This is a genomic window from Ancylobacter terrae (assembly GCF_045108345.1).
Taxonomy (GTDB): Bacteria; Pseudomonadota; Alphaproteobacteria; order Rhizobiales; family Xanthobacteraceae; genus Ancylobacter.
This window is the reverse complement of the sequence record NZ_JBJGXH010000001.1, coordinates 519287-546055: the sequence shown is the minus strand read 5'-3', so window position 1 is coordinate 546055 and position 26769 is coordinate 519287. Positions and strand designations below refer to the sequence as shown.

The 26769-nt window shown below is 68.0% G+C and carries 23 protein-coding genes; 9 read left to right on the top strand and 14 right to left on the bottom strand.

Annotated features, from left to right (window positions below; translation table 11 throughout):
• The first annotated feature begins 393 nt into the window (after positions 1 to 393).
• Genes ACEUEL_RS02550 through ACEUEL_RS02540 form a run of 3 tightly spaced genes read left to right on the top strand, consistent with a single transcriptional unit; the run spans position 394 to position 4360 of the window.
• Complete coding sequence (locus tag ACEUEL_RS02550) at positions 394 to 2325, top strand: DUF3483 domain-containing protein (protein WP_405701832.1); 1932 nt, start codon at positions 394 to 396, stop codon at positions 2323 to 2325.
• Positions 2322 to 3602 carry an electron transfer flavoprotein subunit alpha/FixB family protein gene (locus ACEUEL_RS02545; RefSeq protein ID WP_405701831.1) on the top strand — a complete coding sequence of 427 codons (1281 nt, stop codon included), beginning with the start codon at positions 2322 to 2324 and terminating at the stop codon, positions 3600 to 3602. Before ACEUEL_RS02550 ends, ACEUEL_RS02545 begins: the two co-directional genes overlap by 4 nt.
• Positions 3599 to 4360, top strand: coding sequence for an adenine nucleotide alpha hydrolase family protein (locus tag ACEUEL_RS02540; RefSeq protein ID WP_405701829.1), 762 nt, complete (start codon positions 3599 to 3601; stop codon positions 4358 to 4360). The genes ACEUEL_RS02545 and ACEUEL_RS02540 overlap by 4 nt, the downstream gene beginning before the upstream one ends.
• Positions 4361 to 4388: 28 nt before the next feature.
• On the opposite strand, the gene betA is transcribed toward ACEUEL_RS02540, so the two are convergent.
• Both betA and betB read right to left on the bottom strand, forming a co-directional pair.
• Positions 4389 to 6047 carry a choline dehydrogenase gene (gene betA / locus ACEUEL_RS02535; RefSeq protein ID WP_405701828.1) on the bottom strand — a complete coding sequence of 553 codons (1659 nt, stop codon included), beginning with the start codon at positions 6045 to 6047 and terminating at the stop codon, positions 4389 to 4391.
• 11 nt (positions 6048 to 6058) lie between these two features.
• Positions 6059 to 8212 (bottom strand): betaine-aldehyde dehydrogenase, encoded by a 2154-nt coding sequence (betB, locus tag ACEUEL_RS02530; protein ID WP_405701826.1) that lies wholly within the window; start codon positions 8210 to 8212, stop codon positions 6059 to 6061.
• Positions 8213 to 8646: 434 nt separating this feature from the next.
• Between betB and ACEUEL_RS02525 the strand changes: the two genes are divergently transcribed.
• From ACEUEL_RS02525 to ACEUEL_RS02510, 4 genes are all read left to right on the top strand, one after another.
• Positions 8647 to 9606 (top strand): choline ABC transporter substrate-binding protein, encoded by a 960-nt coding sequence (locus ACEUEL_RS02525; protein WP_405701825.1) that lies wholly within the window; start codon positions 8647 to 8649, stop codon positions 9604 to 9606.
• 240 nt (positions 9607 to 9846) lie between these two features.
• Positions 9847 to 10698 (top strand): choline ABC transporter permease subunit, encoded by an 852-nt coding sequence (gene choW, locus ACEUEL_RS02520; RefSeq protein WP_405701824.1) that lies wholly within the window; start codon positions 9847 to 9849, stop codon positions 10696 to 10698.
• Between the two features lie 3 nt (positions 10699 to 10701).
• Positions 10702 to 11895, top strand: coding sequence for a choline ABC transporter ATP-binding protein (choV, locus tag ACEUEL_RS02515; protein WP_405701821.1), 1194 nt, complete (start codon positions 10702 to 10704; stop codon positions 11893 to 11895).
• Positions 11896 to 12020: 125 nt separating this feature from the next.
• Positions 12021 to 12464: an SRPBCC family protein gene (locus tag ACEUEL_RS02510; protein ID WP_405701819.1), complete on the top strand. Its 444-nt coding sequence runs from the start codon at positions 12021 to 12023 to the stop codon at positions 12462 to 12464.
• A 44-nt stretch (positions 12465 to 12508) separates the two neighbouring features.
• On the opposite strand, the gene glmM is transcribed toward ACEUEL_RS02510, so the two are convergent.
• Entirely contained in the window at positions 12509 to 13852 is a 1344-nt protein-coding gene (glmM, locus tag ACEUEL_RS02505) for a phosphoglucosamine mutase (RefSeq protein ID WP_405701816.1), read from the bottom strand.
• A 209-nt stretch (positions 13853 to 14061) separates the two neighbouring features.
• Here glmM and ACEUEL_RS02500 point away from each other — a divergent pair, with 209 nt between their 5' ends.
• Positions 14062 to 15180 carry an ROK family protein gene (locus ACEUEL_RS02500; RefSeq protein ID WP_405701815.1) on the top strand — a complete coding sequence of 373 codons (1119 nt, stop codon included), beginning with the start codon at positions 14062 to 14064 and terminating at the stop codon, positions 15178 to 15180.
• 215 nt (positions 15181 to 15395) lie between these two features.
• On the opposite strand, the gene ftsH is transcribed toward ACEUEL_RS02500, so the two are convergent.
• From ftsH to ACEUEL_RS02450, 10 genes are all read right to left on the bottom strand, one after another.
• Complete coding sequence (gene ftsH / locus ACEUEL_RS02495) at positions 15396 to 17315, bottom strand: ATP-dependent zinc metalloprotease FtsH (RefSeq protein WP_405701813.1); 1920 nt, start codon at positions 17313 to 17315, stop codon at positions 15396 to 15398.
• A gap of 148 nt (positions 17316 to 17463) precedes the next feature.
• The gene (gene tilS, locus ACEUEL_RS02490) at positions 17464 to 18516 is read right to left on the bottom strand and encodes a tRNA lysidine(34) synthetase TilS (protein ID WP_405701811.1); all 1053 of its coding nucleotides are present in this window, start codon (positions 18514 to 18516) and stop codon (positions 17464 to 17466) included.
• Positions 18503 to 19495 (bottom strand): tol-pal system protein YbgF, encoded by a 993-nt coding sequence (gene ybgF / locus ACEUEL_RS02485; RefSeq protein ID WP_405701810.1) that lies wholly within the window; start codon positions 19493 to 19495, stop codon positions 18503 to 18505. The genes tilS and ybgF overlap by 14 nt, the downstream gene beginning before the upstream one ends.
• A 173-nt stretch (positions 19496 to 19668) precedes the next feature.
• On the bottom strand, positions 19669 to 20175 hold the full coding sequence (gene pal / locus ACEUEL_RS02480) for a peptidoglycan-associated lipoprotein Pal (RefSeq protein ID WP_405701808.1): 507 nt from the start codon (positions 20173 to 20175) through the stop codon (positions 19669 to 19671).
• Positions 20176 to 20381: 206 nt separating this feature from the next.
• Positions 20382 to 21743, bottom strand: a complete 1362-nt coding sequence (gene tolB / locus ACEUEL_RS02475; RefSeq protein WP_405701806.1) for a Tol-Pal system beta propeller repeat protein TolB — start codon at positions 21741 to 21743, stop codon at positions 20382 to 20384.
• Between the two features lie 54 nt (positions 21744 to 21797).
• Entirely contained in the window at positions 21798 to 22814 is a 1017-nt protein-coding gene (locus ACEUEL_RS02470) for a cell envelope biogenesis protein TolA (RefSeq protein ID WP_405701804.1), read from the bottom strand.
• A gap of 2 nt (positions 22815 to 22816) precedes the next feature.
• On the bottom strand, positions 22817 to 23269 hold the full coding sequence (gene tolR, locus ACEUEL_RS02465; RefSeq protein ID WP_405701803.1) for a protein TolR: 453 nt from the start codon (positions 23267 to 23269) through the stop codon (positions 22817 to 22819).
• A gap of 6 nt (positions 23270 to 23275) precedes the next feature.
• Positions 23276 to 23989 carry a protein TolQ gene (tolQ, locus tag ACEUEL_RS02460; RefSeq protein ID WP_405701801.1) on the bottom strand — a complete coding sequence of 238 codons (714 nt, stop codon included), beginning with the start codon at positions 23987 to 23989 and terminating at the stop codon, positions 23276 to 23278.
• Between the two features lie 305 nt (positions 23990 to 24294).
• The gene (ybgC, locus tag ACEUEL_RS02455) at positions 24295 to 24801 is read right to left on the bottom strand and encodes a tol-pal system-associated acyl-CoA thioesterase (RefSeq protein WP_405701799.1); all 507 of its coding nucleotides are present in this window, start codon (positions 24799 to 24801) and stop codon (positions 24295 to 24297) included.
• Between the two features lie 86 nt (positions 24802 to 24887).
• Positions 24888 to 25304 carry a DUF2852 domain-containing protein gene (locus ACEUEL_RS02450; protein ID WP_405701797.1) on the bottom strand — a complete coding sequence of 139 codons (417 nt, stop codon included), beginning with the start codon at positions 25302 to 25304 and terminating at the stop codon, positions 24888 to 24890.
• A gap of 120 nt (positions 25305 to 25424) precedes the next feature.
• On the opposite strand from ACEUEL_RS02450, the gene ACEUEL_RS02445 reads away from it, so the two are divergent.
• Positions 25425 to 25904: a hypothetical protein gene (locus tag ACEUEL_RS02445; protein WP_405701796.1), complete on the top strand. Its 480-nt coding sequence runs from the start codon at positions 25425 to 25427 to the stop codon at positions 25902 to 25904.
• A 28-nt stretch (positions 25905 to 25932) separates the two neighbouring features.
• On the opposite strand, the gene ACEUEL_RS02440 is transcribed toward ACEUEL_RS02445, so the two are convergent.
• Complete coding sequence (locus ACEUEL_RS02440; protein WP_405701793.1) at positions 25933 to 26559, bottom strand: TetR/AcrR family transcriptional regulator; 627 nt, start codon at positions 26557 to 26559, stop codon at positions 25933 to 25935.
• Between the last annotated feature and the right edge of the window lie 210 nt (positions 26560 to 26769).

Below are 26769 nucleotides of genomic sequence, written 5' to 3'. Positions count from 1 at the left end.
GGAACGACGCCGAGTCCCGGATCGGCTGAGGCGCCCTTCATCCTACCCTCTCCCCACCGGGAAGAGGGCTTCGACGACAGGCGGCTCGCAGCGAATCGTCATCCCCGGGCTCGTCCCGGGGATCCACGCCTTTCCGCCGGCCGGGGCAGACGTGGATGGCCGGGACAGGCCCGGCCATGACGGCGACGACGGAGGAACGAGAGGCGCCACACGGCGCCACGGTCATTACCTTTCCCGCCGGGGAGAGGTCGGCCGCGCAGCGGACGGGTGAGGGGGAGCCCCCTCTTCCGGACGTGGCGAGGCCCCCTCACCCAACCTTCTCCCCGCCGGGTAGAGGGCGTCCACAACCCCTCCCCCACCGGGGAGCCAACGCGCGAGGATATGAACGCCGCCATGACCCCCACCGCGCTCGGCCTCGCTTTGCTGGTGCCCGCTCTTGCCGCCCTCGCGGTGGCGGTGGCCGGGCGGCGCGCGCGGCTGTGGCGGATCGGGCGGGCGGCGCGGGTCGACTGGGCGCGCGGGCTGCTCGCGCTGCCGAAGCGCTATCTGGTGGACGTGCACCACGTCGTCGGCCGCGACCCCTTCGCGGCGCGCATGCATGCCCTCGTCGCCGGCGGCCTGCTGGCCGGCTCGGCGCTCGCCGCCCTCGCCCTCGTTCCCCCGCTCGGCGGCTCCCGCCTGTGGTGGGCGCTGGTCGCCCTGGTCTTCGCGGCGATGCTGGCCGGCGGCGCCATGGTCGGGCGGCGGCGCTATCCGGTGAAGCCGGCGCGGCTCTCCGGCGGGCGCTTCCAGATCCTGCCTTTCCTGCTCATCGGCTACGGCCTCGGCGCCTTCCTCGTCGCACTGGACGCGATGCTGGCCGGTGCCGTCGCGCCGCTCGCCTGGCTCGGCCTCGCCCTCGCCACCGGGGCGGGCGCCGGCCTCGCCCTCCAGCTCGATCGCGGCCCGATGCGCCATGCCTTTGCCGGCGCCGCCCATCTCGCCGCCCATCCACGCCCCGAGCGCTTCGAGGGCGTGCGCGAGACCGCCCTCAGGCCGCTCGATCTCGAGGCCGAAAAGCTCGGCGCCGAGACTCCGGCCGATTTCGCCTGGAACCGTCTGCTGGGTTTCGACGCCTGCATCCAGTGCGGGCGCTGCGAGGTCGCCTGCCCGGCCTTTGCCGCGGGACAGCCGCTGAACCCCAAGCGCCTGATCCAGGACCTCGTCGCCACCCTGACCCCCGGCGAGGGCGCCACCGCCTATGCCGGCAGCCCCTATCCCAACGCCCGCCCGGTCGACGGCCGGCGCGGGCCGGATCGGCCGATCGTCGGCGCCGGCGCGCTCGTTCATCCCGATACGCTGTGGTCCTGCACCACCTGCCGCGCCTGCGTCGAGGAATGCCCGATGATGATCGAGCATGTCGACGCCATCGTCGATCTGCGCCGGTTCCAGACGATGGAACTCGGCGAGGTGCCGGAAAAAGCCGCCGCCCCGCTCGCCGAGCTGCGCCTCGCCGACGAGCCGGGTGGGCGCCCGCTTGCCGCCCGCACCGATTTCGCCGCCGGCCTGCCGCTGCCGCTCATCGGCGCGAAGGGCGCAGCCGAGGTGCTGCTCTGGCTCGGCGAAGGCGCCTATGAGCTGCGCTATGGCCGTACGCTGCGGGCGCTGGTCGCCCTGCTCCACAAGGCCGGCGTCGATTTCGCCGTGCTCGGGCCGGAGGAACGCGACTGCGGCGACCTCGCCCGCCGGCTCGGCGACGAGGCGACCTTCCAGCGCCTCGCCCGCGCCAACATCGAAACACTGGCGAAATACCGCTTCGCCCGCATCCTCACCGCCGACCCGCACGCGCTGCATGTGCTGCGCAACGAATACCCGGCCTTCGGCGGGCGTTACGAGGTGGTGCACCACGCCGCCTTTCTCGACGAACTCGTGGCCGCCGGCCGCCTGCCCCTCGGCGCGGGGGACGCGGCGCGCGTCACCTATCACGACCCCTGCTATCTCGGCCGCTACAATGGCGAGTTCGACGCCCCGCGCCGCCTGCTCGACCGGCTCGGCATCGAGCGGGTCGAGATGGAGCGCGCCGGCCCGCGATCCATGTGCTGCGGCGGCGGCGGCGGCGCGCCGGTGAGCGACATTGAGGGCGAGCGCCGCATCCCCGATATCCGCATGGCGCAGGCGGGCGCGACCGGCGCCGCCATCGTCGCGGTCGCCTGCCCGCAATGCACCGCCATGCTCGAAGGCGTCACCGGCGATCGGCCGGAGGTGCGCGACATCGCCGAGCTGGTGCTGGCGGCGGTGGAGGCGGCGTCGGCGACCCCCGCCCGCCGGCCGGAGCCGGTGGCATGAGCGCCGAACGCCCTGCCCGGCTCCGCCGCGACCCCCGCATTGAGCGTGCCGCCCATCGCATCGACGGCGGCACCCGCCCCCGCTTCGACCTCGCCGCCGCCCCTGGGGCCGGCCCCGCCGCGGTGTCGGCAACCGGCCGGCTGCGCCGTGACCCGCGCCTCGAGGCCGAACGGCAGCTGGTGGCGGGCACCGCTCGCCGCCGGCTCGACCGCGCGCTGCGCGAGGCTGCACTCACCGCACCGACCGCACTGATCGTCCACCTGATCGAACCGGAAATCGCACTCACTGCACCGGCGCCGAAGACGGTGATCATCGCCGATCCCGCCTGCCTGATCGGCGTCGTTCCCGACGCGCCGGGCGGGCGCCTCACCCCGCACGACCGCCAGCTGATCGGCGCCGCGCGCCTGCTGGCGGATGCCGCCGGCGGCGCGGTGGTGGCGTTTATTACGAGCGAAATCAACGATCTGGGCGATGCCGGCATCGACCGCGCCGTCGCCCTCCCTGCCAGCGACGACCCGGCCGCGCGGGCGGCGGCACTGGCGGGAGCGCTCCGCGGGGCGCCGCTGCGCCACCTCCTCTTCCCCGAGAGCGCCGATGGCGGCGACCTCGCCCGCCGGGTCGCGGCGCTCACCGGCGAGCCCCTGTTCGCCGGCGCGGAAAGTGTGTCGAAACAATATGTTACGCGCGCCGCGCGCGGCCGCCGCATCGAGCAGCGCGGCGCCCCACCGCGCCTTTTGACGCTCGCCCCCGATGCGGTCGCGCCCCATGGCGGCGGCCGCCACGAGGCGCTTCCGATCGAAATTCCGCAGATGGAGCAGGCTCTTGCGGGACTGGCGCCGGCGATCCTGAGCGCCGCCTTCATCCCCGCCGACCCCGCCAGCATCCCGTTGGCGCAGGCCGACTTCGTGCTCTCCGCCGGCAATGGTGTGAGCGATTTCAACAGCTTCCGCGAACTCGCCCGCGCGCTCGGCGCCGCCCCGGGCGCCAGCCGCGTGGTTTGCGACGCCGGCCTGATGCCCCGCTCCGCGCAGGTCGGCGCCTCCGGCACGGTGCTGGAGGCAACCTGCTATGTCGCCCTCGGCATCGCCGGCGCACCCCAGCATCTTCAAGGGGTTGCGCGCTGCGAGCACGTCGTCGCGGTGAACACCGACCTGCACGCGGCGATGATCGAGCGCGCCGGCCTCGCCATCGTCGCCGACGCCCAGAAGGTCATGCCGGCCTTGCTGGACTTGCTCGCACGGGAGCGGGACGAGACAGAAAGGCGAGGCGAATCATGAACATCGTGGTTCTTCTCTCCGCCGGCCTCCATCCCGTCTCCGCCCGCCCCGCCTCGGTTCCGGTGGAACTGCAGGCGATCCGCCTCGCGGCCGGGCTCGGCGGCACGCTCAGCGGCCTGCACGCCGGGCCCGACGTGGAAGCCGCGGCGCAGGCGCTCGGCCACGGCCTGTCCCACCTCGTTCACGTCGCGCTGCCGGCCGCCGCCGATCCGCTGCAAAGCCTTGTGGATCAAGTAAAATCGGCGGCTCCCGACCTCGTCCTCGCCGGCCGGCGCGGCCAGGGCGGGGAGGATAGCGGGCTGCTACCCTACAACCTCGCGGCCGCGCTCGGCCGGCCCATCGTCGCCGATGCCATGGCGATAGCGCGGAATGCCGACGGCACGCTGACCATCGATCAGGCCCTCGCCAAGGGCGCGCGACGGCGCGTGGTCGTCCGCCTGCCCGCCGTGGTGACGGTGCATCCGGCCGCGCCGGCGCCGCTGCCCTTCGCCTTCGGCACCGCGCGCCGGGGAATTATCGAGCGTCATGAAGGAGTTGCGGCATCGGCACCGGAGGTTTCCCCGGTCGAGGAGCGCCCCTATCGGCCGCGCCCGAAGCTGATCGCCAAGGGCCCCGCCGGGGCCAGCGCCGCCGAACGGCTGAAGGCGGCGACGCAGGCGGCGAGCGGCGGCGGCAAGCTGCTGGTCGACCCACCGCCGCAGGAAGCCGCCCGCGAGATCCTCGCCCATCTGCGCGCGATCGGCGTGCTGCGGCGATGAAAACTCCTTTATCTGCAGATACTTGACATCAGCGCTGCGCGCTCTGCCAGTTCGGCGCGATGTAGTAAGGCGCGTTCGACGGCGCCAGCAGCGGCTTGCCGAGGATGTGGTCGGCCGCCTTCTCCGCCATCATGATGGTCGGCGCGTTGAGATTGGCGTTGGTGATCGAGGGCATGGTCGAGGAATCCACCACCCGCAGCCCCTCGACGCCGATCACCCGCATCTGCGGATCGACCACCGCCATCGGATCGCTCACCGCTCCCATCTTGCAGGAGCAGGACGGGTGATAGGCGCTCTCCACCGCACCGCGCACGAAGGCATCGATCGCCACGTCGCTCGTCACGTCGGCCCCCGGCTGGATCTCGCGGCCCCGATACGGCTCGAACGCCTTCTGCGCAAAGATTTCGCGCGTCAGGCGCACCGCCGCGCGGAACTCGACGAGGTCGTCGGGATGGGTGAGATAGTTGAACTGGATACGCGGTGGCTCGGCCGGATCGCCTGAGCGCAGCCGCACCCAGCCCCGGCTCTTCGAGCGCATCGGCCCGACATGCGCCTGGTACCCGTGCTCCGAGGCCAGCCCCCGGCCGTCATAGGTCACGGCGAGGGGAAGGAAATGGAACTGGATGTCGGGCGAAGCAATCCCCGCACGCGAACGGATGAAGCCGCAGGTCTCGAAATGATTGGTCGCGCCCAGCCCATCCTTGGTCAGCATCCAGCGCGCGCCGATCATGCCGCGCGCGAACAGCCCCATCGATGAATAGAGGCTGACCGGCTTGGTGCAGGCCTGCTGGAAATAGACCTCGAGGTGATCCTGCAGGTTTTCGCCGACGCCGGGGCGATGGGCGATAACCTCGATGCCGTGCGACTTCAGCTCGTCGGCATGGCCGATGCCGGACAGTTTCAGCAACTGCGGCGAGTTGATCGGGCCGCCGGAGAGGATCACCTCCCGCCGCGCCCGCACCTCGAACCGCTCGCCCCGGCGCGACCAGCGCACGCCGACGGCGCGGCGGCCTTCGAACAGGATGCGCTCGACGCGGGCATGCGTCTCGACCTTGAGGTTGGCGCGGCCCATGGCCGGCTTCAGATAGGCATTCGCGGCTGACCAGCGCACGCCGTCCTTGACGGTCATGTCCATCCGGCCGAAGCCTTCCTGCTGGTAGCCGTTGACGTCGTCGCTGGCCGGGTAGCCGGCCTGCTGCGCCGCCTCAACGAAGGCGTGGTAGAGCGGATTCTTTAGCCTGCCATAGCGCGTCGCGAGCGGCCCCTCGCTGCCGCGATAGGCGTCGCCGCCGTCGCGACGGCTTTCGGCCCGGCGGAAATAGGGCAGCACGTCCGCATAGGACCAGCCCTGCGCGCCCTCCTCCTGCCAGCGATCGAAATCGGCCGGGCTGCCGCGCATATAGACGAGGCCGTTGATGGACGACGAGCCGCCGAGCACCTTGCCGCGCGGCGTATGCAGGCGCCGCCCGTCGAGACCGGGCTCCGGCTCGGTCTCGTACATCCAGTTGTATTTCTTCATGTTCATCGGGATGGACAGCGCGGTCGGCATCTGGATGAAGATGGAATTGTCCGACCCGCCGAACTCGAGCACGAGCACACTGCTGCCGCCGTCCGCGCTCAGCCGGTCGGCCAGCACGCAGCCGGCCGAGCCGGCGCCGATGATGACGTAGTCGAAGGCCTCAGTCATGGTCGCGCCCATCAGTAGGGTGCCTCCACCGGGCCGAGATTGACGTAAACGCTCTTCAGCTGGGTGTAATGCTCGATCGCCGCCTTGCCGTTCTCGCGGCCGAGGCCGGACTGCTTGACCCCGCCGAAGGGCAGCTCGATCGGCGTGACGTTGTAATGGTTGATCCAGCAGGTGCCGGCTTCGAGCCGGGCGATCACCCGATGGCCGCGGGCGAGATCGCGGGTGAAGACGCCGGCGGCAAGGCCGAATTCGGTGGCGTTGGCGCGAGCGATTACCTCGTCCTCGTCCTCGAAGGAGAGCACGGTCATCACCGGCCCGAAGATCTCCTCGCGGACGATGCTCATGGCATCGCCGCAGCCGTCGAACACGGTCGGCGCAACGAAGAAACCGCGCCCGAGCGCCCCTTCCGTGACACGGGCACCACCGGTCAGCGGGCGAGCCCCCTCGACGATGCCCTTGTCGATATAGGACAGCACCTTGTTCATATGGGCTTCGGAGATCAGGGCGCCGACCTGCGTCGCCGGATCGAGCGGATCGCCCACGACCATCTTGGCGACGCGCGCCTTCAGCTTGTCGAGGAACGCCTCGCGCACGCTGGCATTGACGAAGACGCGCGTGCCGTTCGAGCAGACCTCGCCGGCCGAGTAGAAATTGCCGAGCATGGCGCCGGAGACGGCATCGTCGAGATTGGCGTCGTCAAACACGATCAGCGGCGACTTGCCGCCGAGTTCGAGCGTCACGTATTTCAGCGTGCCCGCGGCATCCGCCATCACCTTCTTGCCCGTGCCGACCTCGCCGGTGAGCGACACCTTGGCGATCGCCGGATGGCGGGTGAGCAGGCGCCCCGTGTCAGCGAAGCCCTGCACGACGTTGAACACACCATCCGGCACGCCGGCCTCGGCCATGATCTCGGCGAGCTTCAAGGCGGTGAGCGGGGTCAGCTCCGCCGGCTTGAAGATCATCGCATTACCGCAGGCGAGCGCCGGCGCCGATTTCCAGCAGGCGATCTGGAGCGGGTAGTTCCACGCCCCGATGCCGGCGACGATGCCGAGCGGCTCGCGCCGCGTATAGCCGAACGCCGTGGGGCCGAGGTCGACATACTCGCCCGACAGCGAGGCGGCAAGGCCGGCGTAATACTCGATGCAGTCCGCACCCGAGAGCACGTCGACGACACTGGTCTCCTGGATCGGCTTGCCGGTGTCGAGCGTCTCCAGCCGGGCGAGCTCGTCGTTGCGCGCCCGCAGCAGCTGGGCGACGCGGGTGAGGATGCGCCCGCGTGCGGCGCCACCCATCGCGGCCCATGTCTTCTGGCCCGCCCGCGCCGCCGCGACCGCCGCCTCCACTTCCGCCTCGCCGGCGATCTCGATCGCGGCCAGTACCTCGCCGGTCGCCGGATTGATGGTCTCGAAGGTGGCGCCGCCGGTCGGGCGATAATGGCCGCCGATGTGGTTGGCATGGATCAGGGGACGGGAGGACATGGCGTTGGTGGATCCGTTCAAGGCTGGGGCCGGCAGGGCGGCGGCGATCTGGGCGTCGACGAAGGCGCTCGCGACATGGCGGGCGCTGACCGAATCCGTCTCGCCGGCGGCGGAAAGGCTGGAGCGCAGCCAGAGGCCGTCGATGACGGCAGCAATGGTGATCGAGAGGCGCCGCACCTCGCCGGCAGCGACGAGGCCGCGCAGATCGTGGCGCAGATTGGCCAGCATGCGCGCCTGATAGATCCGCTGGACACGGCGCAGGCGCTCCGAATGCAGCACCTGTCCCCAGAAGGCGAGCCAGACGCTGGAGGTGCGCTGGTCGAATTCCTCGGGGGCGAGGTTGGCGTCGATCACCGCCTGGACACGGGCGCGTGGTCCTCGCGCCGCGCGCAGCCGCGCAGCGGTGCTGCGGTGGAGACGCAGCGCGAGGAACCGCAGCGTCGCCTCCAGCAGTCCGTCCTTGTCGCCGAAATAATGGGCGACGAGACCGGGCGATACACCGGCGCGCCGGGCGATCTGCGCGAGAGTGGAGGCGTTGAAGCCGATCTCGGCCAGCGATTCGATCGTTGCCTCGATCAGCTGTCGGCGCCGGACGTCCTCCGGCTCGCGCCGGCGCACCTCCTCGTCAACCGCCGCTCCACGCCGCCGGTCGGCAGGGAGTTCAGCACGCGCGCTCGCTCTCGGCACAGCCTCGTCCTCCCCAGCCCATTATTGAATGATCGTACAATACATGGATCGCAAGCCAGCGGGAAGCCCCCTCGCGGCTCAAGGCCAAGGCGTCGCAACGCTTATGCCCTGATGACGCAATCCGCCAAAATGCCCTCGTCGGGCGCACCAGACGGTATCGGATGGGTAAAAATTGCGCGTGACAACACGTCAAATCGAGTATTGAATAATCGTTCAAGAGAAGCCTCCAGAGGCCGGCATGCGGCGACACGCTCTCAGGGCGATGTCGGCCGAAAGGGTCGATCGCGTTCAGGGATGTTGCCGCTGCCCGCCTCGATCGGGCAGCAGACGCACGAGCGTGACGATCCCGACTTGTCTACATTGGTCGTGCCGGGCCTACCGCACCGCGGACCCGGTTTGATGATCCGGACAGGATGCAAACGGGAACAGAAACGATGCGCAGCTACAAACTTCTGGCCGCCGCGGCCCTCGGGCTTGCCTTGGGCGCCACGCCGATCCTCCGCGACACCGCCCATGCCGCCGAGCCCGCCGCCTGCAAGTCGGTGCGCTTCGCCGATGTCGGCTGGACGGACATCACCGCCACGACGGCCATTGCCTCGTCGATCCTCGAAGCGCTCGGTTATACGCCGAAGACCCAGGTGCTCTCGGTTCCGGTCACCTACAAGTCGATGCAGACCAAAGACATCGACGTCTTCCTCGGCAACTGGATGCCGACCATGGAAGCCGACCTGCGGCCCTACGTGAACGACAAGACGGTGGATGTCGTCGGTGTCAATCTCGAAGGTGCCAAATACACCCTCGCCGTGCCGGCCACCCTCTACGATGAGGGTCTCAAATCCTTTGCCGACATCGCCAAGTTCAAGGACAAGCTCGGCGGCAAGATCTACGGCATCGAGCCCGGCAACGACGGCAACCGGCTGATCCTCGACATGATCAAGGACGACAAGTTCGGGCTGAAGGGCTTCGAGCTCGTCGAATCCAGCGAGCAGGGCATGCTGGCCCAGGTCGAGCGCGCCACCCGCCGCAAGGAGCCGATCGTGTTCCTGGGCTGGGAGCCGCACCCGATGAACACCAACTTCAAGCTGAAGTATCTGGACGGTGGCGACGACGTGTTCGGCCCCAACTATGGCGGCGCCACGATCTACACCAACGCGCGCACCGGCTACATCGCCGAGTGCCCGAACGTCGGCACCTTCATCAAGAACCTGAAGTTCTCGCTCGACACCGAAAACGTCGTGATGGGGTACATTCTCACCGACAGCATGGAGCCGTCCAAGGCCGCCGAGAAGTGGCTGAAGGCCAATCCGGCCGTGTGGACACCCTGGCTGGCGGGCGTCACCACCATTGACGGCAAGCCGGCGGTCGAAGCCGTTAAGAAGGCGCTCAAGATCTGATCTTCGCCGCGGCCGGCCCTCTCCCACCTTGGGAAAGGGCCGGCAGCAGCGCTCGCGCCGCGAGCGGGGCCTCTGGCGTCGGTGCACCCGCGTCACCGCGCGCGCGGCCGGCCACCTGTCGCCGGCTGAAACAGCAGCCCTACCCGCCGCCGCGCCACCGAACCGTACTCACCCGCCTGTCAGCGGGTATCCTGTTGCGTGCGTATCCCGCTCCTTGCCGCCTCACCGGGGAAGTCGCCCATGTATGACTGGCTGACCGCACACAAGATCCCTCTCGGCCTCTGGCTCAAGAACTTCGTCGACCTTCTGACCGAGCATGGGCAGGGTTTCTTCGATTTCGTCTCGATGGTGCTGGGCGGTCTCATCGACGGTCTCACCGCCGGGCTGCTGTTCATACCGCCGCTGCTGCTGATCGCCATCTTCGCGGTCTGCGCGTGGCTGGTGCACCGCTCGGTCGGTCTGGTCGTCTTCATCGTCGGGTCGCTGCTGCTGGTGACCAATCTCGGCTACTGGCAGGCGACCGTGGAAACCCTGTCGCTGGTGATCTGCGCCACGCTGGTCTGCGTCGTCATCGGCGTCCCCATCGGCATCGCCGCCGCCCATCGCCCGTGGCTGTACACCGCGATCCGGCCGGTTCTCGACCTGATGCAGACGATCCCGACCTTCGTCTACCTCATCCCGACCCTGGTGTTGTTCGGCCTTGGCGCGGTGCCGGGGCTGATCTCGACCGTGATCTTCTCCATCCCCGCCCCCATCCGCCTCACCCATCTTGGCATCTCCTCGGTACCGCCGAACCTCTACGAGGCCGGCAAGGCCTTCGGCGCAACCAAGACGCAACTCCTGTTCAAGGTGGAGCTGCCCTATGCGCTGCCGACCATCATGGCCGGCATCACCCAGTGCATCATGCTGAGCCTGTCGATGGTGGTCATCGCGGCGCTGGTCGGCGCCGACGGTCTCGGCAAGCCGGTGGTGCGGGCGCTGAACTCGGTGAACATCGCCATGGGCTTTGAGGCGGGCCTCGCCATCGTCGTACTCGCCATCGTGCTGGACCGCGTGTGCAAGCGCCCCGAGCGGTCGTCGAAGAGGAACTGAGCCATGCCCGTCGTCGAGTTCCGTAACATCGACATCGTCTTCGGCGCCGATCAGAAGGGCGCGTTGGCCCTGATCGACCAGGGCGGCACCCGCGAGGAGATCCTCAACAAGACCGGCGCGGTGCTGGGCGCCGCCGGCGTCAGCCTGGCGATCGAGCGAGGCGAGATCTGCGTCCTCATGGGCCTGTCGGGCTCCGGCAAGTCGACGATCCTGCGCGCCATCAACCGCCTCAACGAGGTGGCGCGCGGCGAGGTCATCGTCGAGCACAAGGGCAAGCCCGTCGACGTCGCCCATTGCGACGAGGAGACATTGCGCGACATCCGCATGAACACGGTCTCGATGGTGTTCCAGCAGTTCGGCCTGCTGCCCTGGCGCACCGTGCGCGACAATGTCGGCTTCGGCCTCGAACTGCGCGGAACCCCGACCGACGAGAAGAACCGCATCGTCGACGAGAAGCTCGCCATGGTCGGTCTCACCAACTGGGCGAACAAGTACACCCATGAGCTCTCCGGCGGCATGCAGCAGCGCGTCGGGCTCGCCCGCGCCTTCGCCACCGATGCCGACATCCTGCTGATGGACGAGCCGTTTTCGGCACTCGACCCGCTGATCCGTGACAAGCTGCAGGACGAATTGCTGGACCTGCAGAAACGCATCCAGAAGACCATAGTCTTCGTGAGCCACGACCTCGACGAGGCGCTGAAGCTCGGCAACACCATCGCCATCATGGAGGGCGGGCGCATCGTCCAGGCGGGCACGGCGGAAGATATCCTGCTACGCCCGGCCAACGCCTATGTCGCCGAGTTCGTGAAGCATATGAACCCGCTGAACGTGCTGCGCGGCACGGCGGTGATGCGGCCCGCCGCCTCGCTGCCGCGCGAGGGCGATGCGGTTCTGCTCGACCGGACCGGGCGGGTGAAGGTGAAGGTGGACGGCGAAGGGCGCCCGGTCGGGCTCGATCTCGACGGCCGCGAGGGACTGATGGCGACCGCCGATGGCGAGGCGGGCCGGATCGACGACAAGCTGGCGCGGGATTGCGACCTCATCGTCGCCCCGGTCGACCTCAAGCTGAAGGCCGCGATCGAGCTCAAGCGCCACACCGAACTGCCGATCCTGCTGGTGGACAATCTCGGCCGCCTCGCTGGCCTGTGCGACGACGACGAAATCTATCGCGGCCTGCTCCGCAGGCTGGACGGGTAAGCAGCCTCACCTTCCGGGGAGAGGCCGACGCATCGGCGATTGCGACAATCCAGGTTCGCTTGTCGGACCGGCATCTGTGCGTTCGTCCTCGGTGCAGGCCTGACCGCCTTGGAGGAGAAACAACCATGCCCAGCACCGTACGCCTGCACCGCGTCCTGACGGCCGCTCCCGAGAAGGTCTACCGCGCCTTCCTCGAGGCGGATGCGCTGGCGCAATGGCTGCCACCCAACGGCTTCGTCTGCACCGTGCATCACCTCGAACCGACCGTCGGCGGGACGTTCCGGATGTCGTTCCGCAACTTCACCACCCGCCACAGCCATGCCTTCGGCGGCACCTATCTCGAACTCGTAGCGGGTGAGCGCCTGCGCTACACGGACGTGTTCGACGACATCAACCTGCCGGGCGAGATGCACGTGACGGTGACATTCCGGAACGTCTCGGTGGGCACCGAGATCGACATCGTGCAGGACGGCATACCCGACGCCATTCCTGCCGAGGCCTGCTATCTGGGCTGGCAGCAATCGCTGCGCAATCTCGCCCGTCTCGTCGAGCCGGAGATCAACCAATAGAGGCGGGCTCGCGGCGCCCTGGATCCCGGGATCGGTCCGCCGGCCTACGCCGCCGCCCGTCCCACCGCGGCGACGATATCGTCGACCACTTCCTCGACCAGCGCACGATCCTCGCCCTCGCCCATCACCCGGATCACCGGCTCGGTACCCGAGGGGCGGATCAGCAGGCGGCCGGTGCTTTCCAGCCGTTCCTCGCCCGCAGCGATCACCTTGCGCACAGCATCATTGTCGAGCGGATGGCCGGTCTTGTAGCGCACATTCTTCAGAACCTGCGGCAGCGGGTCGAAGCGGTGGCAGACCTCGGAGACCGGGCGCTGCAGCCGTTGCACCACCGCCAGCACCTGAAGCGCGGCGACCAGCCCGTCCCCGGTGGTCGAATAGTCGGACAGGATCAGATGGCCGGACTGCTCGCCGCCGACATTATAGCCGTGCGCGCGCATGTGCTCGAGCACGTAGCGATCTCCCACCGGCGTGCGCGCGAGCGAGAGGCCGAGCGAGGCGAGGTGCCGCTCCAGCCCGAGATTGGACATGACCGTCGCCACAACGCCGTCCTTGGTTAGCCGTCCGTCATGCTTGAAGCTCTCGGCGACGACGGCCATCAACTGGTCGCCGTCGATCAGGTGACCTTTTTCGTCGACCATGATCACGCGGTCGGCGTCGCCATCGAGCGCGATACCGATATCGGCGCGCACCTCCCGCACCTTGGCGCAGAGCGCCTCGGGCGCCGTGGATCCGACGTCGCGATTGATGTTGAAACCATCCGGGTCCACGCCCAGCGCCACCACCTCGCAACCGAGCTCCCACAGGGCTTCGGGAGCGACGCGATAGGCGGCGCCATTGGCGCAATCCACCACGACCCGCAGCCCCTCGAACGACTGGTTGCGCGGCAGAGTCCGCTTGGCGAACTCGATATAGCGCGCGTGCACGCTCTCGATGCGCTTGGCGCGGCCGATCGCGGTCGGCTTGGCGAGATGCGCGTCGAGATTGCCGTCCATCAGCGCCTCGATCTCGTTCTCGATCGCGTCGGAGAGCTTGAAGCCATCGGGCCCGAACAGCTTGATGCCGTTGTCGTCGAACGGATTGTGCGAGGCGGAGATCATCACGCCGATGTCACAGCGCAGCGAATGCGTGAGCATGGCCACGGCGGGCGTCGGCACCGGCCCCAGCAGCAGGACGTCCATGCCGACGGAGGTGAAACCGGCGACCAGCGCGTTCTCGATCATGTAGCCCGAGAGCCGCGTATCCTTGCCGATGACGACCCGGTGACGGTGCTCGCCCCGCTGGAAGACGATCCCCGCCGCCATGCCGACGCGAAGCGCCAACGCGGGGGTGATGGTGGCATTGGCGCGGCCGCGAATGCCGTCCGTGCCGAAATATCTGCGCGACATGCTCTCCCCCCGACCGGTGTCGTGGCGAATCCTTTTAGCCGGATTTGCGCCGAGTCGATGTCAAATATGATGTGTATAGATTACCGGATCGTCACGCCGCAAGGTTGTAGGATGCCGTATATGACGTTGCGGAATACTCCCCCGCATCCCGGTCTCTGAAACCAAAGCACGATCTTTCCGTTGATCCGAAAACAACGGATGGGTTCGTCATGACTGCAGCAGTTCCAGCCTCCCCCGCCGCCAAAGCGGCGACCTCCCGACGCCCCGCCGCGGAGGATTCCCCCATCGCCGGCCACGGTGCGGCAAAACTGCCATCGGTGATCGTCGACGCCTGCAACAGCCAGTTGCGCGACGACGACGGCTTTATCGGCGACAGGGCGCGCCGCAGCGCCTTCTTCAAGGCGCTCGATCGCTGGCGTTCCATCGCCGGCGAGGCGGATGATCCCTTCGAGGGGGCCTCCATCGCCGACATCTCCAAGAAGACGATCGACCGCGTGCTCGGCGATGAGGCGCCGCGCCGGCAGGCGCTGGCGCTGAGTGCGGTCGAGGATTACGCCCAGGCGCTCGCCGGCGTGGTCCGCCGTTTCATGCGAACCAAGGAGTGGCGCGAGACCCAGCGCATCGTCATCGGTGGCGGTCTGAGCGCGGCACGAACCGCCCAGATCGCGATCGCCCGTGCGGAACTGCTGCTGCGTGAGGCCGAGATCAGCGTCGAGTTGGTGCCGATCCGAAACGACCCCGATGAAGCCGGGCTGATCGGCGCGGCTCACCTCGCCCCCCGCTGGATGTTCGCCGGCCATGACAGCATCGTCGCCGTGGACATCGGCGGCACCAACATGCGGGCGGGTATCGTCGAACTGAACCTCAAGAAGCGGGAGGATCTCTCGAAAGCGTCGGTGAGCGCCTTCGAGCTTTGGCGTCACGGCGACGAGGAGGGGCTGAAGCGCGAGGACGCCATCGACGGCCTCGTCGGCATGCTGAAATCCCTGATCCGCACCGCGGAGAAGAGTGACCTGAAACTGGCACCGTTCATCGGCATCGGCTGCCCGGGCGAAATCGGGGCCGACGGCTCGATCGAAACCGGCGCGCAGAACCTTCCGGGCAACTGGCAGAGCCGGCGGTTCAATCTCCCCGCCGCGCTGCGGGAGGCCATCCCCGAGATCGCGGGGGAGGAAACGGCCGTCGTCATGCACAACGACGCCGTGGTGCAGGGCCTGAGCGAGGCGCCGTTCATGCGCGACGTCGAGCGCTGGGGCGTGATGACGATCGGCACCGGGCTTGGCAATGCCCGCTTCACCAATCGCGAGGCGCCCAAGTCGGGTGACTGACCGCGTGGGATTGCCGGGGGTACAGCGCTCCGGCGACCCAACAGTGCATGCCGGATCCCCTATCCGGTGCCTACCGACCTCGACGACGCCGGTGTGCGGAAACCAACCTCCGACGGCCAGGCCACCGGTGTCGGTCACGACCTTTCCGTTGCCACATATGAAAACGCCCGCCAGAACGGCGGGCGTTTTGAGTTTGAAAGCAGCTGCCGGGCTGATCACGCCTGCGGCTGCGGCTCCATGCCGGCATCCGGGCGCGGCGGGCGGTTCTTGCCCGCGCTCGGCACCACGGAACCGCGCGTCGTGGCGGGCTCGATGGTGGTGTCGCGCACCGGCGGCTCGCCGTCCAGCAGCTTGATGATCTCGTCGCCCGACAGCGTCTCGTATTCAAGCAGTCCGCGGGCGAGCGCCTCGAGCTGCTCCTTGTTCTCGGTAAGGATGCGGGTCGCCTCGGCATAGCCCTCGTCGACCAGACGGCGGACCTCGCTGTCGATGGTCTGCGCGGTCGCCTCCGAGACGTTCTGCTGGCGGCCCATGGACATGCCGAGGAACACCTCGTCATTGTTCTCGCCATAGGCGACCTGGCCGAGCTTGTCGGAGAAGCCCCAGCGGGTGACCATCATGCGGGCGAGACGGGTCGCCTGCTCGATGTCGGATGACGCGCCGGAGGTCACCTTGTCGTGGCCGAAGATGAGTTCCTCGGCGACGCGGCCGCCCATCATGATGGCGAGGCGCGAGGTCATCTGCTCATAGGACATGCTGAGCTTGTCACGCTCGGGAAGCTGCATGACCATACCGAGCGCACGGCCGCGCGGGATAATGGTGGCCTTGTGCACCGGATCGGTGGCCGGCACCTTCAGCGCGACGATGGCGTGGCCACCCTCGTGATAGGCGGTCAGCAGCTTCTCGTCCTCGGTCATGACCAGCGAGCGACGCTCGGCGCCCATCATCACCTTGTCCTTGGCGTCCTCGAAGTCGCTCATCGTGACCATGCGCTTGTTGCGGCGCGCGGCCATCAGGGCGGCTTCGTTGCACAGGTTGGCGAGATCGGCGCCCGAGAATCCCGGCGTGCCGCGCGCGATCACCTTCAGGTTCACGTCCGGCGCGACGGGGATCTTGCGGGCGTGCACCTTCAGGATCTGCTCGCGGCCGACGACGTCCGGGTTCGGCACGACGACCTGCCGGTCGAAACGGCCGGGGCGCAGCAGCGCCGGATCCAGCACATCCGGGCGGTTGGTCGCGGCGATGAGGATGATGCCCTCGTTCGCCTCGAAGCCGTCCATCTCGACCAGCAGCTGGTTGAGGGTCTGCTCGCGCTCGTCATTGCCGCCGCCGAGACCGGCGCCGCGATGACGGCCGACGGCGTCGATTTCGTCGATGAAGATGATGCACGGCGCGTTCTTCTTCGCCTGCTCGAACATGTCGCGCACGCGGCTCGCACCGACGCCGACGAACATCTCGACGAAGTCCGAACCGGAGATGGTGAAGAACGGCACGTTGGCCTCGCCCGCGATGGCCCGGGCGAGCAGCGTCTTGCCGGTGCCGGGCGGGCCGACCAGCAGCACGCCGCGCGGGATGCGCCCGCCGAGACGCTGGAACTTCTGCGGATCGCGCAGGAATTCGACGATCTCGGTGAGATCGCTCTTGGCCTCGTCGATACCGGCGACGTCCTCGAAAGTGACGCGCCCATGCGCCTCGGTCAGCAGCTTGGCGCGGCTCTTGCCGAAGCCCATCGCCTTGCCGCCGGCCCCCTGCATCTGGCGGGAGAGGAAGATCCAGACGCCGATGAGCGCGATGAAGGGCAGCCAGGAGATCAGCAGGCTGACAAACCACGGCACGTTGTCGGTCAGAGGCTTGGCCGTGATCGAGACGCCCTTGCCGTAAAGCCGCTGGATCAGCGAGGGATCGTTCGGCGCATAGGTCTGGAAGCTGCGGCCGTCGGTGAACGAGCCGGAAATCTCGGGCCCCTGGATCAGCACGTCGCGCACACGGCCGGCATCGACCTCCGTGAGGAGCTGCGAGAAGCTGATATCGTTGCTCGACTGGCGCTGAGCCGGATTCTGGAACAGCGAGAACAAGGCCAGAAGCAGCAGGACGATGATCACCCAGAGGGCGAAGTTGCGGATATTGGCGTTCATCACTGTCCTTTCGGCGCCGGAAGCGACCGGCCCTGGGCGCCGCGGCGTCCGGGCACCCCTCCCTTATCGTTCCGTAATTTAGGTTCCGCCTTGACAATTGCCAAGAGCAACCCGCAGGCGCGTCCCCGCCTCCCGGCGCAATTTCCCGTCAGCGTGAAGAATTCGGTACCCGGCGCGGCGGAGCAGCGGTGACCCGCACTTCGCCCCCGCGCAGGCGGATGACGGCACCGGCCAGCGTCCGGGCAAAGCCAGGCCGTGTGTCCACGCTCATGTTGACAGCGATGCGCAGCCGCGCATGGAGATCTTCGAGCTTGGCGAGTTCGATCCGTTCCGGTGTCGCGGCACTGAGGATGGCGCGCGCCAGAACCCGCAGGGAAATCTCTTCGGGAAGGCTCGAAAACACCCGCGCATCAAGGTGCTGAGCGCCCTTCTCGATCTGGCCGCCGACCTGCGCGAAGGCGGTGTCGGCCTGCGTCTCCAATGCCGCGTCGGCACGGGCGGCACGCCGGGCAAGCTGGGCGAGCCGGTACGCATCCAGCCCCTCCGCGGCCAGTGACGGCATGATTTCGCGCAGGCGCGATCGGGTGAAGCGGACATCACGGTTGGAGGGATCCTCCACGAAGCCGACGCCTTCGCTGCGGCAAAGCGCCACCAGCTCGGATTTCAGCACATCGAGGAGCGGGCGGAGCAGGGAAACACCGTCCAGCAGTCGCTCCGTCCGCATGCCGGCGAGACCCGAGAGGCCCGAGCCGCGCATCAGCCGGAACAACACCGTCTCGGCCTGATCGTCGAGCGTATGGGCGGTCGCGATCGCCGTCGCTCCGACGTACAGGGCGTGATCGCGAAGCAGACCGTACCGCGCCTCTCGGGCCGCCTCCTGCAGGCCTGAGGCCGGCTTTGGGCCGCTCCACCGGAGTATGGCGTGGGCGATGCCGCAGTTTCGGGCGAGCGACGCCACCGATTCCGCCTCCGCCGCGGCCTCAGGCCTCAGGCCATGGTCGACCGTGACGGCGATCAGGCGGGGGCCGTCCGCTCGCCCTTCGAGCCAGCGATGCGCCAACAGCATCAGAGCCGTGGAATCGGGCCCTCCGGAGACGGCCAGGAGCACCGCGGCATGGCCCCGAAACGGGGCGAAGATTCGCTCGAGGCGGGATGGGCTCGACAGGGCGGACGTTGATGCGCGCAGATCAGCAGCGCACACGCTTCTGCTCGCGCTCGACCTGCTGGCGAACCGTCGCCGACGCACGCGGGAACTTGCGGGCGACCTCGCTCAGCGTCGCGCAGGCCGCCTCGTTCTCGCCCATCGCGGCCAGGGACTGGCCAAGGCGCAATAGTGCGTCCGGCGCCTTGACGGCGTTGGGATAGCTCGTCGAGACCTTCAGGAAGCTCTCCGCCGCTTCCTTGTACTGCTGGCGCTGATAGTCGCTCTCGCCCAGCCAGTAATAGGCATCCGCCACCGCCCGGTCGTTGGGGTACTGCTCGATGAAGGCGCGGAAGCTCTGGCCGGCCAACACATAATCCTGCCGCAGCACATAGCCGTAGGAGAGGTCGTAGAGATCCTTCGGACTGTTGGAAGGCGGCAATGTCGCCACCTGCGCGCCACCCGGCGCGGGCGTGCCGGCCACTGCACCCGACAGGCTGCCGAGATCCATCGGCGCGCCCGGGGCGACTCCCGCGGGTTCCGGTGCGCTGGGCGATGTGGTGCCGAGCGGGCGGGGTACGCCCGGCGCATTGGGCTGGGCATTGGGATCGAAGGCGTCGGATCGACGGCCCGGCTGCGCGGCGACAGCGCCCCCCGACACGGCGGGAGCATTCCCGGCCGGCACGCCCGACGGCACGCGGGGAGCTGCCCCACCGGTCGGCGGGGCTCCGGTGACACCCGCGACCGCCTGCTCCTCGTAGCGGCGCACCTGCGCCTCGAGCTGCTGGTTGCGGTACTGGAGCTGCTCGATCTCGCCGGTCATCTGCCGGATACGGGCTTCGAGCTGGTCGATCCGCACCGTCAGCTCGGCCGCATCAGGGCCGCCTTGCGCCGGCTGCGCATTGCCCCCGCCGACCGATCCGGGCGGCTTGAACAGGTTTCCGAAGAAGTTGTTGTTCTGCTGAGCATGCGCGCTCGCCGGAACGGCCAGAGCCACAGCAAGCACGAGAGCGCCGGTACGCAGGAAATGAACGGACATGGGCGGCAGGAAATCTCTGACCTCGGTGGCGCCTCGTGGGCCGCCAGAGTGGCAAGGATACCGGTTGGATCGCGTCCAAAGTATGTCGCCCGCTTAACCCGGGAGGCAATCCGGACGCCGGGGAACCTCACCGCCCGTCACCTGTCAGCAACGGGCGGATCGAAGGCGCGCGCTCAGGAGCCGGCCCCGTTGAGGACGGTCACCGCACGGCGATTCTGCGACCAGCAGGAGATATCGTTACACACTGCCACCGGACGCTCCTTGCCGTAGGAGATGGTGCGCATGCGGCTGCCGTCCACGCCCCGCGAGGCCAGATAGTCGCGCACGCTCTGGGCGCGGCGGGCGCCGAGCGCGATGTTGTACTCGCGCGTGCCGCGCTCGTCGGCATGGCCTTCGATGGTGAAGGTGTAGCGGTTGTAATGGTTCAGCCACTGCGCCTGACGGTCGAGCGTTGCCCGCGCCTCGGAGCTGAGGTCGGTCTGATCGCTTTCGAAGAAGACGCGGTCGCCGACCGAGACGACGAATTCCTGCGTGCTGCCGGGAGGGGCCGAACCGAGCGCGCCATTGATGCCGCCGCCCTTGCCGTCCATCGGATTCTTGGCGCAGGCCGCGGCGAGAAGGGCGAGCCCGACGATGAGGGCGGCGCGCGACCCGCCGAGCATGCGCAGAAACTGGTTCATACCGGTGACTCCTATTCCCCAGACCGGACGTCCCCCGATCTAGCAGCGCTTTGGTTAATTCAGGGTTCCGTCAACCTTGACGAAACCTTGCCGGGACAACCCGGCATTTGAACCTTCGGGGAAACCTTTGATTATGGTTTCCATCCGGTTAATAGGCCGGCGACGGCCAACGCGGGATGGGAATGCGGGTTCCCACCCGGGCCCGATCAGGAACGCAGCGGCGACCAGGCCGGATCGGACGCATAGCTCGGGGTTGGCACGCGCTGCTCGTTGTAGCCGGTCACGTCGATCGTATAGAGCTGCGGCCCGGCGGCGCCGCTGGGATCGCGGAAGAACATGATCACGCGGCCGTTCGGGGCGAAGGTAGGCCCTTCATTGTGGTACCCCTCGGTCAGGATGCGCTCGCCCGACCCGTCGGTGCGCATGACGCCGATGGCGAAACGCCCCTGGCTCTGCTTGGTGAACGCGATGATGTCGCCCCGCGGCGACCACACCGGCGTCGAATAGCGCCCGTCGCCGAAGGACAGGCGCCGCGCTCCGGAGCCATCAGCTCCCATCACGTAGATCTGGGAGGTGCCACCGCGATCGCTCTCGAACACGATCTGGCTGCCGTCCGGCGAATAGGAGGGTGCCGTGTCGATCGCCGCGGTGTCGGTGAGGCGCGTCGTGGCCTTCGAACGCAGGTCCATCACGAAGATGTTGGAGTTGCCGCCCTGCTGCATGCTCATGATGACCTTCTGGCCATCGGGGGAGAAGCGCGGCGAGAAGCTCATGCCGGGGAAATTGCCGACGATCTCGCGCTGGCCGGTCTCGATGTTGAGCAGATAGACGCGCGGCTCGCCACGGCCATAGCTCATATAGGTGATTTCCTGGCTGGTCGGCGAGAAGCGCGGCGTCAACACCAGGTCATCGCCGCGCGTGAGATAGGTCACGTTGGCGCCGTCCTGGTCCATGATGGCGAGGCGCTTGATGCGCTTGTCCTTCGGCCCGCTCTCGTCGACGAAGACGATGCGCGTGTCGAAATAGCCCTTCTCGCCCGTCAGCCGCTCATAGATGGCGTCCGAGATGATATGGGCGACGCGGCGCCAGTTCTCCGGCTGCGTGAAATATTGCTGGCCGATCAGCTGCTGGCCGGCGAACACGTCCCACAGCCGGAACTCGGCCTTGACGCGGCCGTCGCCCTGCCGGGTCATGCGCCCGGTCACCAGCGCCTGCGCATTGATGACACGCCAGTCCTGGAAGCGCGGCGACGCATCCGGGTTGGTGATCTTCTCCACGAAGGCCGCCGGATCGAGCGGCGCGAACAGGCCCGAGCGGCGCAGATTGGCGGTGATGATGGTCGACACGCCCTTGCCTGCCTCGGCGTCCTGCGGGCTGCCTCCGCCAACGAACTCGGTGATGGCGATCGGCAGCGGTTGCACCGTGCCCTGGGTTACGTCGAGCTTGAGCACGGCATGGGCCGGGCGCGTGCCGACCAGCCCCAGCCCCATGGCCGCGCCGGCACCGGCCAGCAGGTGCCGGCGGTTCAGCGAAACGGAGGGAAGGCGGTGGGAGATAATCTCGGTCATGTCCAAAATCTCGGAAGAAACCCGGCCGCGGTGCGGCATGAAATCGATGAAGCGTCAGCCGCGCACCATGTCGCGAGGATCGAAGGTCACCTCGATGTCCTTCCAGGCCTCGTATTTGGCCGGCGAAAGCATGTCGAAGGGCTGGCCGCGGAAAATGGCGCGGATCGCGCTGTCCCGGGCCGTCATGTAGAAGCCGCTCTGGCCCGAGGAGAGCACCTGCGGCGGCCCGGCCAGCGAACCGTCGATGTTCAGCCGGATGCGCACCGTCACGATCAGCTCTTCCGGGTTTGCGGCGCCGGCGGGCGGGCTCCAGAGCTGCATCAGCCGCGCGCGGAGCGCGTCGATCTCGCTCTGCGACAGGCGCGCAGCGGTTCCGGTCGGCGCACCGAGCGTGGCCTGGCTGTTGAGGCTGGCACCCGTCGCCGCTTGCCGCTGCGGCGTGCGCTTGTCGAGCAGTGCCGCGATCGTGTCCGGATTGAACGAGCGCTCGGTCTGCTGCGCGGTCGGCGGCGCCGGCACCACCGGCTTGGGCGGCGGCGGCTTCTTCGGCGGCACCGGCGGCGGGCTGGCCGGAATCTTGGCGACCTGCTCGGGCTTGGGCTCGTCCTTCTTGGGCTCGGGCGGCTTCGGCTTCAGCGCCTCGGCATCCTTCGGCGGCTCGGGCTTGGGCTCCGGCTTCGCGTCGGCCTTGGGCGGCGTCGGCTTGGCTTCCGCCTTCTGCACCTCGGGCTTGGGCTCGGGCTTCGGTTCGGGCTTGGCCTGGGGGGTCGGCGGCGGAGGCGGCGGCGGCTCGTTCGCGGCCTTCACCTCGGGCTTGTCGGAAACCTTCGCGTCGGGATTGTCGAGCGGCTTGGGCGTATCGACCTTCTCCACCAGCGGCTTGGGCTGTTCGGCCTTGGGCGCTGTCTTCTTGCCGGCCATCATCTCCGACAGCTCGGAATCCGAGACGATGTCGATCGGCATCGATTCCGCCGGCTGCACGTCGAACGGCCGCGGCGACGCGAACGACACCAGCATGAAGCCGAGGATGCCGGCATGAAGAGCCGTGGAGGAGACGAGCCCGGCGCGCATGCTCAGCTCCCCTGCTCGACTTCGGAGACGAGTGCGACGCGCTTGAAGCCGGCGCCGGACAGACGGCCCATGACCTTCATCACCGCGCCATAGTCGACGGTCTTGTCGCCGCGCACGAAGATACGCTCGTCATAGCCGGCCTTGGCAATCGCCTGCAGCTTCGGCACCAGTTCGTCGACCTGGATTTCGGTATCCTGAAGGTAGATTTGGCCCTTGTCGTTGATCGAGATGACCAGCGGCTCGCGATCCTGCTCGACCGCCTTGGCTTCGGTCTGGGGCAGATCGATCGGCACGCCGACCGTCATCAGAGGTGCCGCCACCATGAAGATGATGAGCAGCACGAGCATGACGTCGACCATCGGCGTCACGTTGATTTCGGACATGGGGGCGCCGCCGCCGCGCCGGCGCGAACGCCGCGACTGGTAGCCGCCTGCCGATCCCCCTGCCATCCCCATCGCGCGTCAGCTCCGCTCGTCGATCTGCCGCGACAGGATGGCGGAGAACTCGTCCGCAAATCCCTCCAGCCGCAGCGCCTGACGATTCACCTGTGACACGAACTTGTTGTAGAAAATGGTCGCCGGAATGGCGGCAACGAGGCCGATCGCGGTCGCGAACAGCGCTTCCGCGATGCCGGGCGCCACCACGGCGAGGCTGGTGTTCTTCGAGGCGGCGATCGACTGGAACGAGGTCATGATGCCCCACACCGTGCCGAACAGGCCGATGAAGGGGCCGGCCGAGCCGACCGTGGCCAGCACCAGCAGCCGGCTTTCCAGCCGCTCCACTTCGCGCGCGATGGTGACGTCCATCACCTTGTCGAGGCGCTGCGTCAGTCCGGCGAAGGAGCGGGCGCCCCCTTCATAGGTCCGCTTCCATTCCCGCATCGCCGCGACGAAGATCGCCGCCATGGCATGGCTCGGGCGACCCGACAGGTTGCGATAGAGTTCCTCGAGGCTCTGCCCGGACCAGAAAACCTGCTCGAACTGGTCCATCTGCCGCTTCATGCGGGCATAGAGCAGCGTCTTGTCGATAACGATCGCCCAGACCCACACCGACGCGATGATGAGGCCGGCCATCACCAGCTTCACGATGAAGTGGGCCTGGAGGAACAGACCGATGAGCGAGAGATCGGCACTCGGGGCCGCAATCGCCGTCTGCGCCACGTCAGCAGGATTCATGAGACAACTACCTCGGCACCAAAACCCGGGGCATCGTCCGGCACGCCCGCCGGTACGCCCTTACTCGACAACGCCCGTGATCAGGTGCGGTATCGCTTGAACTCCGAATTCGGACATGCGCGCCCGCTTTGCCGGAGCCCCTCCACCCGAGGTGTGGGTGTCGGCGGGGAATCTGACCAAACTTGGGCGCCGCACGGTCCGCGCGTGATTGAGTTAAAGCGCGCTAGGGTTAATGGCGGGTTAGCGTCGCCGCATTGCAACACCGCAAGCGCCAGTAAAGGCAAGCCATTGCGGCGTCCCCGCCCTCATCCGGCCGCGGGCGGCGTCTCCGCGGTGGCCCTCATCGCCTGCCGCAACGCATCCGGTAAGCGTCGTGCGCGGCCCTGGGCCACGAAAGCCACCTTCACCTTGCCCTCGACGAGCAGTTCCGCGCCCCGCATCACCCTCTGCCCGAGCGTGATGGAGGCGCCCGCGACCTCGAGCGGCCGGGTGTGGATCTCCAGCACGTCGTCGATGCGGGCCGGACGCTGGAAATCGAGCGTCATCGAGCGCACCACGAAGGCGAAGCCCGGCGCCTCCGCCATCGCTTCGCCGAACAGCGCGCCCTGATGCACACCGATCAGCCGCAGATGATCCGAGCGCGCCCGCTCCATGAACTTCAGGTAGTTGGCGTGGTAGACGATGCCCGAGAAGTCCGTGTCCTCGTAATAGACGCGGATCGGCAGCACATGCCCGCCCGGCACGAGCCGGCCGGCGAGGTGCAGGAACGGATCGGGGGTGGCGGAGGGCGCGGAGGCGACGGTCTCGGTCATGCCGCCCTCATAACGGACGCCGCGCCCCTTGTGAACAAAGGGCGCGGCGCAGGTCTCATGTCGTCAGCGCAGATCGCGCGACCGGCTCAGCCGAGATTGTCGCTCGGCTGCTCGGGCTGCGGCGCGGGGCGGTTGCGGCGTTCGGCCATGAAGGCATCGAACTCCGCCTTGTCCTTCGCGGCGCGCAGGCGCTCGAGGAAATCCTTGAACTCGCGCTGCTCGTCTTCGAGCCGGCGCAGCGTCTCCTCGCGATAGTCATCGAAAGCGCGATTGCCGGAGGAGCGAGGCTGCCCCCAGCGTCCACCGAAGCCGCGCGCCTCGTGCACGTAGTCGCCGATGTTCCAGCGGCCGACGCCGCGGCGGGAACCGCATCCCATCCGTCCACTCCCGATTGAATAGGCCAGGATTCCAAGTCCCAGCGGCCACCAGGCCATGAAGCCGAGCACCGTGAGCGCAATCCAGGCGGGTTTGCCGTATTCGTCCAGCTTGTCTGCGAGCTGCATGGCCTTCCGTCCCAGTTCGTGATCCAACGTGAATGTTAATCACATTTACATAGATAGAAATGCGCGACCGGCTTGTCAATGGGCTCGGGTTGGGAGACCGAACGCAGGCTGGAGCTTGAGATGACCCCACATTTTCCCGCATGGCATGAGGTTGCCGAGGAGTTCGAGTTCAACGGCTCCTGGCGCGACATCTATGTGCGCGACGCCGGGCCCGCAGGATGGCAAGTGGTCCTGGACGCCATACGGGCGCGCAATCCGCCGCCCCGTTTCCTGGTCGACGGCGAGCCTGCAGACATGCCCGCCCGGATCGAGGACGTTTTTGCGTTGGCGCAGACGGCATCCGCCCTTCTATCGGTACAAGTCGGCGCAGCGCTGGCCAATTGCCATTTCTTCTGGAACGACGACATCGAGTTCGACATCGACCCGCGCGAGATAACGGGTAAAGGCGATTTTGAAGCGCTTGCCCGATTCATGCTCTGGCTGGGGGAGCTCACAGGTCGACCGGTCGTGTTGACGCCCGAGAACTCACGGGAAGATGTGATCCTGATCTGCCCGCCCGGCTCACGGCGTGTCGCACATTCACCGCGAGCCGATCCTTAGATCGGCCAACGTCGGCAGGTAAGAACCCTCAGCCTCCGCCGCCAAGCCCCTTGAGGTAGATCAGGAAGCCGGCTTCCAGCAGGTCCTCGGGGGGCATCGGCACCCGGCGGCGGGCGTTGTCGGCGCGGCCGAACAATGCGGCGACGCCGTGCGCCAGCGCCCAGATGTGCAGGGCGATCATCATCGCCGGCGGACGGCTTGCCGCCGGCATATCCGCAACCAGCCCTTCGGCGGCTGCGCGCAGTACGGCGAAGGCGTCCTGCCCCGCCCGGGCGAGGTCCGGCGTCGCATCGGACGGCAGGCCGCTCTCGAACATCGCGGTGTAATAGGCCGCATTGTCATGCGCGAAGGCGAGATAGGCCCGACCCATCCGCTCGAAGGCCGCCGCGGCACTCGGCCTGCCGCCCCCCCAGCCCGCTTTTAGCGCCTCGGCGAACCGCTCGAAGCCGCTGGTCGCCACCGCGGCGATGAGCTCGTCACGGTCGCGGAAATGGCGGTAGGGCGCCGCCGGGCTCACCCCCGCGCGCCGGGCCGCCTCGGCAAAGGTCGCCCCCGCCGTGCCACGCTCCGCGATGAGTTCGAGCGCCGCCTGCATCAGGGCTTCCCGCAGGTTGCCGTGATGATAGCCGCGGCCCGTATCTTTCGACCAGCTCATGTGAAGGGCATTTACATCAGCGCGGGGGCGCCGTCGAGCGATCATGCCCCAAACGGCCTGTCGCCGCGGCGCTCTCGGGGGCGCACGCCAGATCGGCGTGCCACCGCACCGTATCTGACGCCGATCCGCTTGCGGATCGGCTCGATCGGGTCGCACTTTGTGCATCCGATTCATTGGGGGCGATTTGCAGATCGAATCGATTCGATCCGG

What these genes read in the sequence shown, in the direction of transcription:
- ACEUEL_RS02550 (WP_405701832.1), top strand. Translation starts at nt 394, where the DNA reads ATGACCCCCACCGCGCTCGGCCTCGCTTTGCTGGTGCCCGCTCTTGCC.
- ACEUEL_RS02545 (WP_405701831.1), top strand. Translation starts at nt 2,322, where the DNA reads ATGAGCGCCGAACGCCCTGCCCGGCTCCGCCGCGACCCCCGCATTGAG.
- ACEUEL_RS02540 (WP_405701829.1), top strand. Translation starts at nt 3,599, where the DNA reads ATGAACATCGTGGTTCTTCTCTCCGCCGGCCTCCATCCCGTCTCCGCC.
- betA (WP_405701828.1), bottom strand. Translation starts at nt 6,047, where the DNA reads ATGACTGAGGCCTTCGACTACGTCATCATCGGCGCCGGCTCGGCCGGC.
- ACEUEL_RS02525 (WP_405701825.1), top strand. Translation starts at nt 8,647, where the DNA reads ATGCGCAGCTACAAACTTCTGGCCGCCGCGGCCCTCGGGCTTGCCTTG.
- choW (WP_405701824.1), top strand. Translation starts at nt 9,847, where the DNA reads ATGTATGACTGGCTGACCGCACACAAGATCCCTCTCGGCCTCTGGCTC.
- choV (WP_405701821.1), top strand. Translation starts at nt 10,702, where the DNA reads ATGCCCGTCGTCGAGTTCCGTAACATCGACATCGTCTTCGGCGCCGAT.
- ACEUEL_RS02510 (WP_405701819.1), top strand. Translation starts at nt 12,021, where the DNA reads ATGCCCAGCACCGTACGCCTGCACCGCGTCCTGACGGCCGCTCCCGAG.
- glmM (WP_405701816.1), bottom strand. Translation starts at nt 13,852, where the DNA reads ATGTCGCGCAGATATTTCGGCACGGACGGCATTCGCGGCCGCGCCAAT.
- ACEUEL_RS02500 (WP_405701815.1), top strand. Translation starts at nt 14,062, where the DNA reads ATGACTGCAGCAGTTCCAGCCTCCCCCGCCGCCAAAGCGGCGACCTCC.
- ftsH (WP_405701813.1), bottom strand. Translation starts at nt 17,315, where the DNA reads ATGAACGCCAATATCCGCAACTTCGCCCTCTGGGTGATCATCGTCCTG.
- ybgF (WP_405701810.1), bottom strand. Translation starts at nt 19,495, where the DNA reads ATGTCCGTTCATTTCCTGCGTACCGGCGCTCTCGTGCTTGCTGTGGCT.
- pal (WP_405701808.1), bottom strand. Translation starts at nt 20,175, where the DNA reads ATGAACCAGTTTCTGCGCATGCTCGGCGGGTCGCGCGCCGCCCTCATC.
- tolB (WP_405701806.1), bottom strand. Translation starts at nt 21,743, where the DNA reads ATGACCGAGATTATCTCCCACCGCCTTCCCTCCGTTTCGCTGAACCGC.
- ACEUEL_RS02470 (WP_405701804.1), bottom strand. Translation starts at nt 22,814, where the DNA reads ATGCGCGCCGGGCTCGTCTCCTCCACGGCTCTTCATGCCGGCATCCTC.
- tolR (WP_405701803.1), bottom strand. Translation starts at nt 23,269, where the DNA reads ATGGGGATGGCAGGGGGATCGGCAGGCGGCTACCAGTCGCGGCGTTCG.
- tolQ (WP_405701801.1), bottom strand. Translation starts at nt 23,989, where the DNA reads ATGAATCCTGCTGACGTGGCGCAGACGGCGATTGCGGCCCCGAGTGCC.
- ybgC (WP_405701799.1), bottom strand. Translation starts at nt 24,801, where the DNA reads ATGACCGAGACCGTCGCCTCCGCGCCCTCCGCCACCCCCGATCCGTTC.
- ACEUEL_RS02450 (WP_405701797.1), bottom strand. Translation starts at nt 25,304, where the DNA reads ATGCAGCTCGCAGACAAGCTGGACGAATACGGCAAACCCGCCTGGATT.
- ACEUEL_RS02445 (WP_405701796.1), top strand. Translation starts at nt 25,425, where the DNA reads ATGACCCCACATTTTCCCGCATGGCATGAGGTTGCCGAGGAGTTCGAG.
- ACEUEL_RS02440 (WP_405701793.1), bottom strand. Translation starts at nt 26,559, where the DNA reads ATGAGCTGGTCGAAAGATACGGGCCGCGGCTATCATCACGGCAACCTG.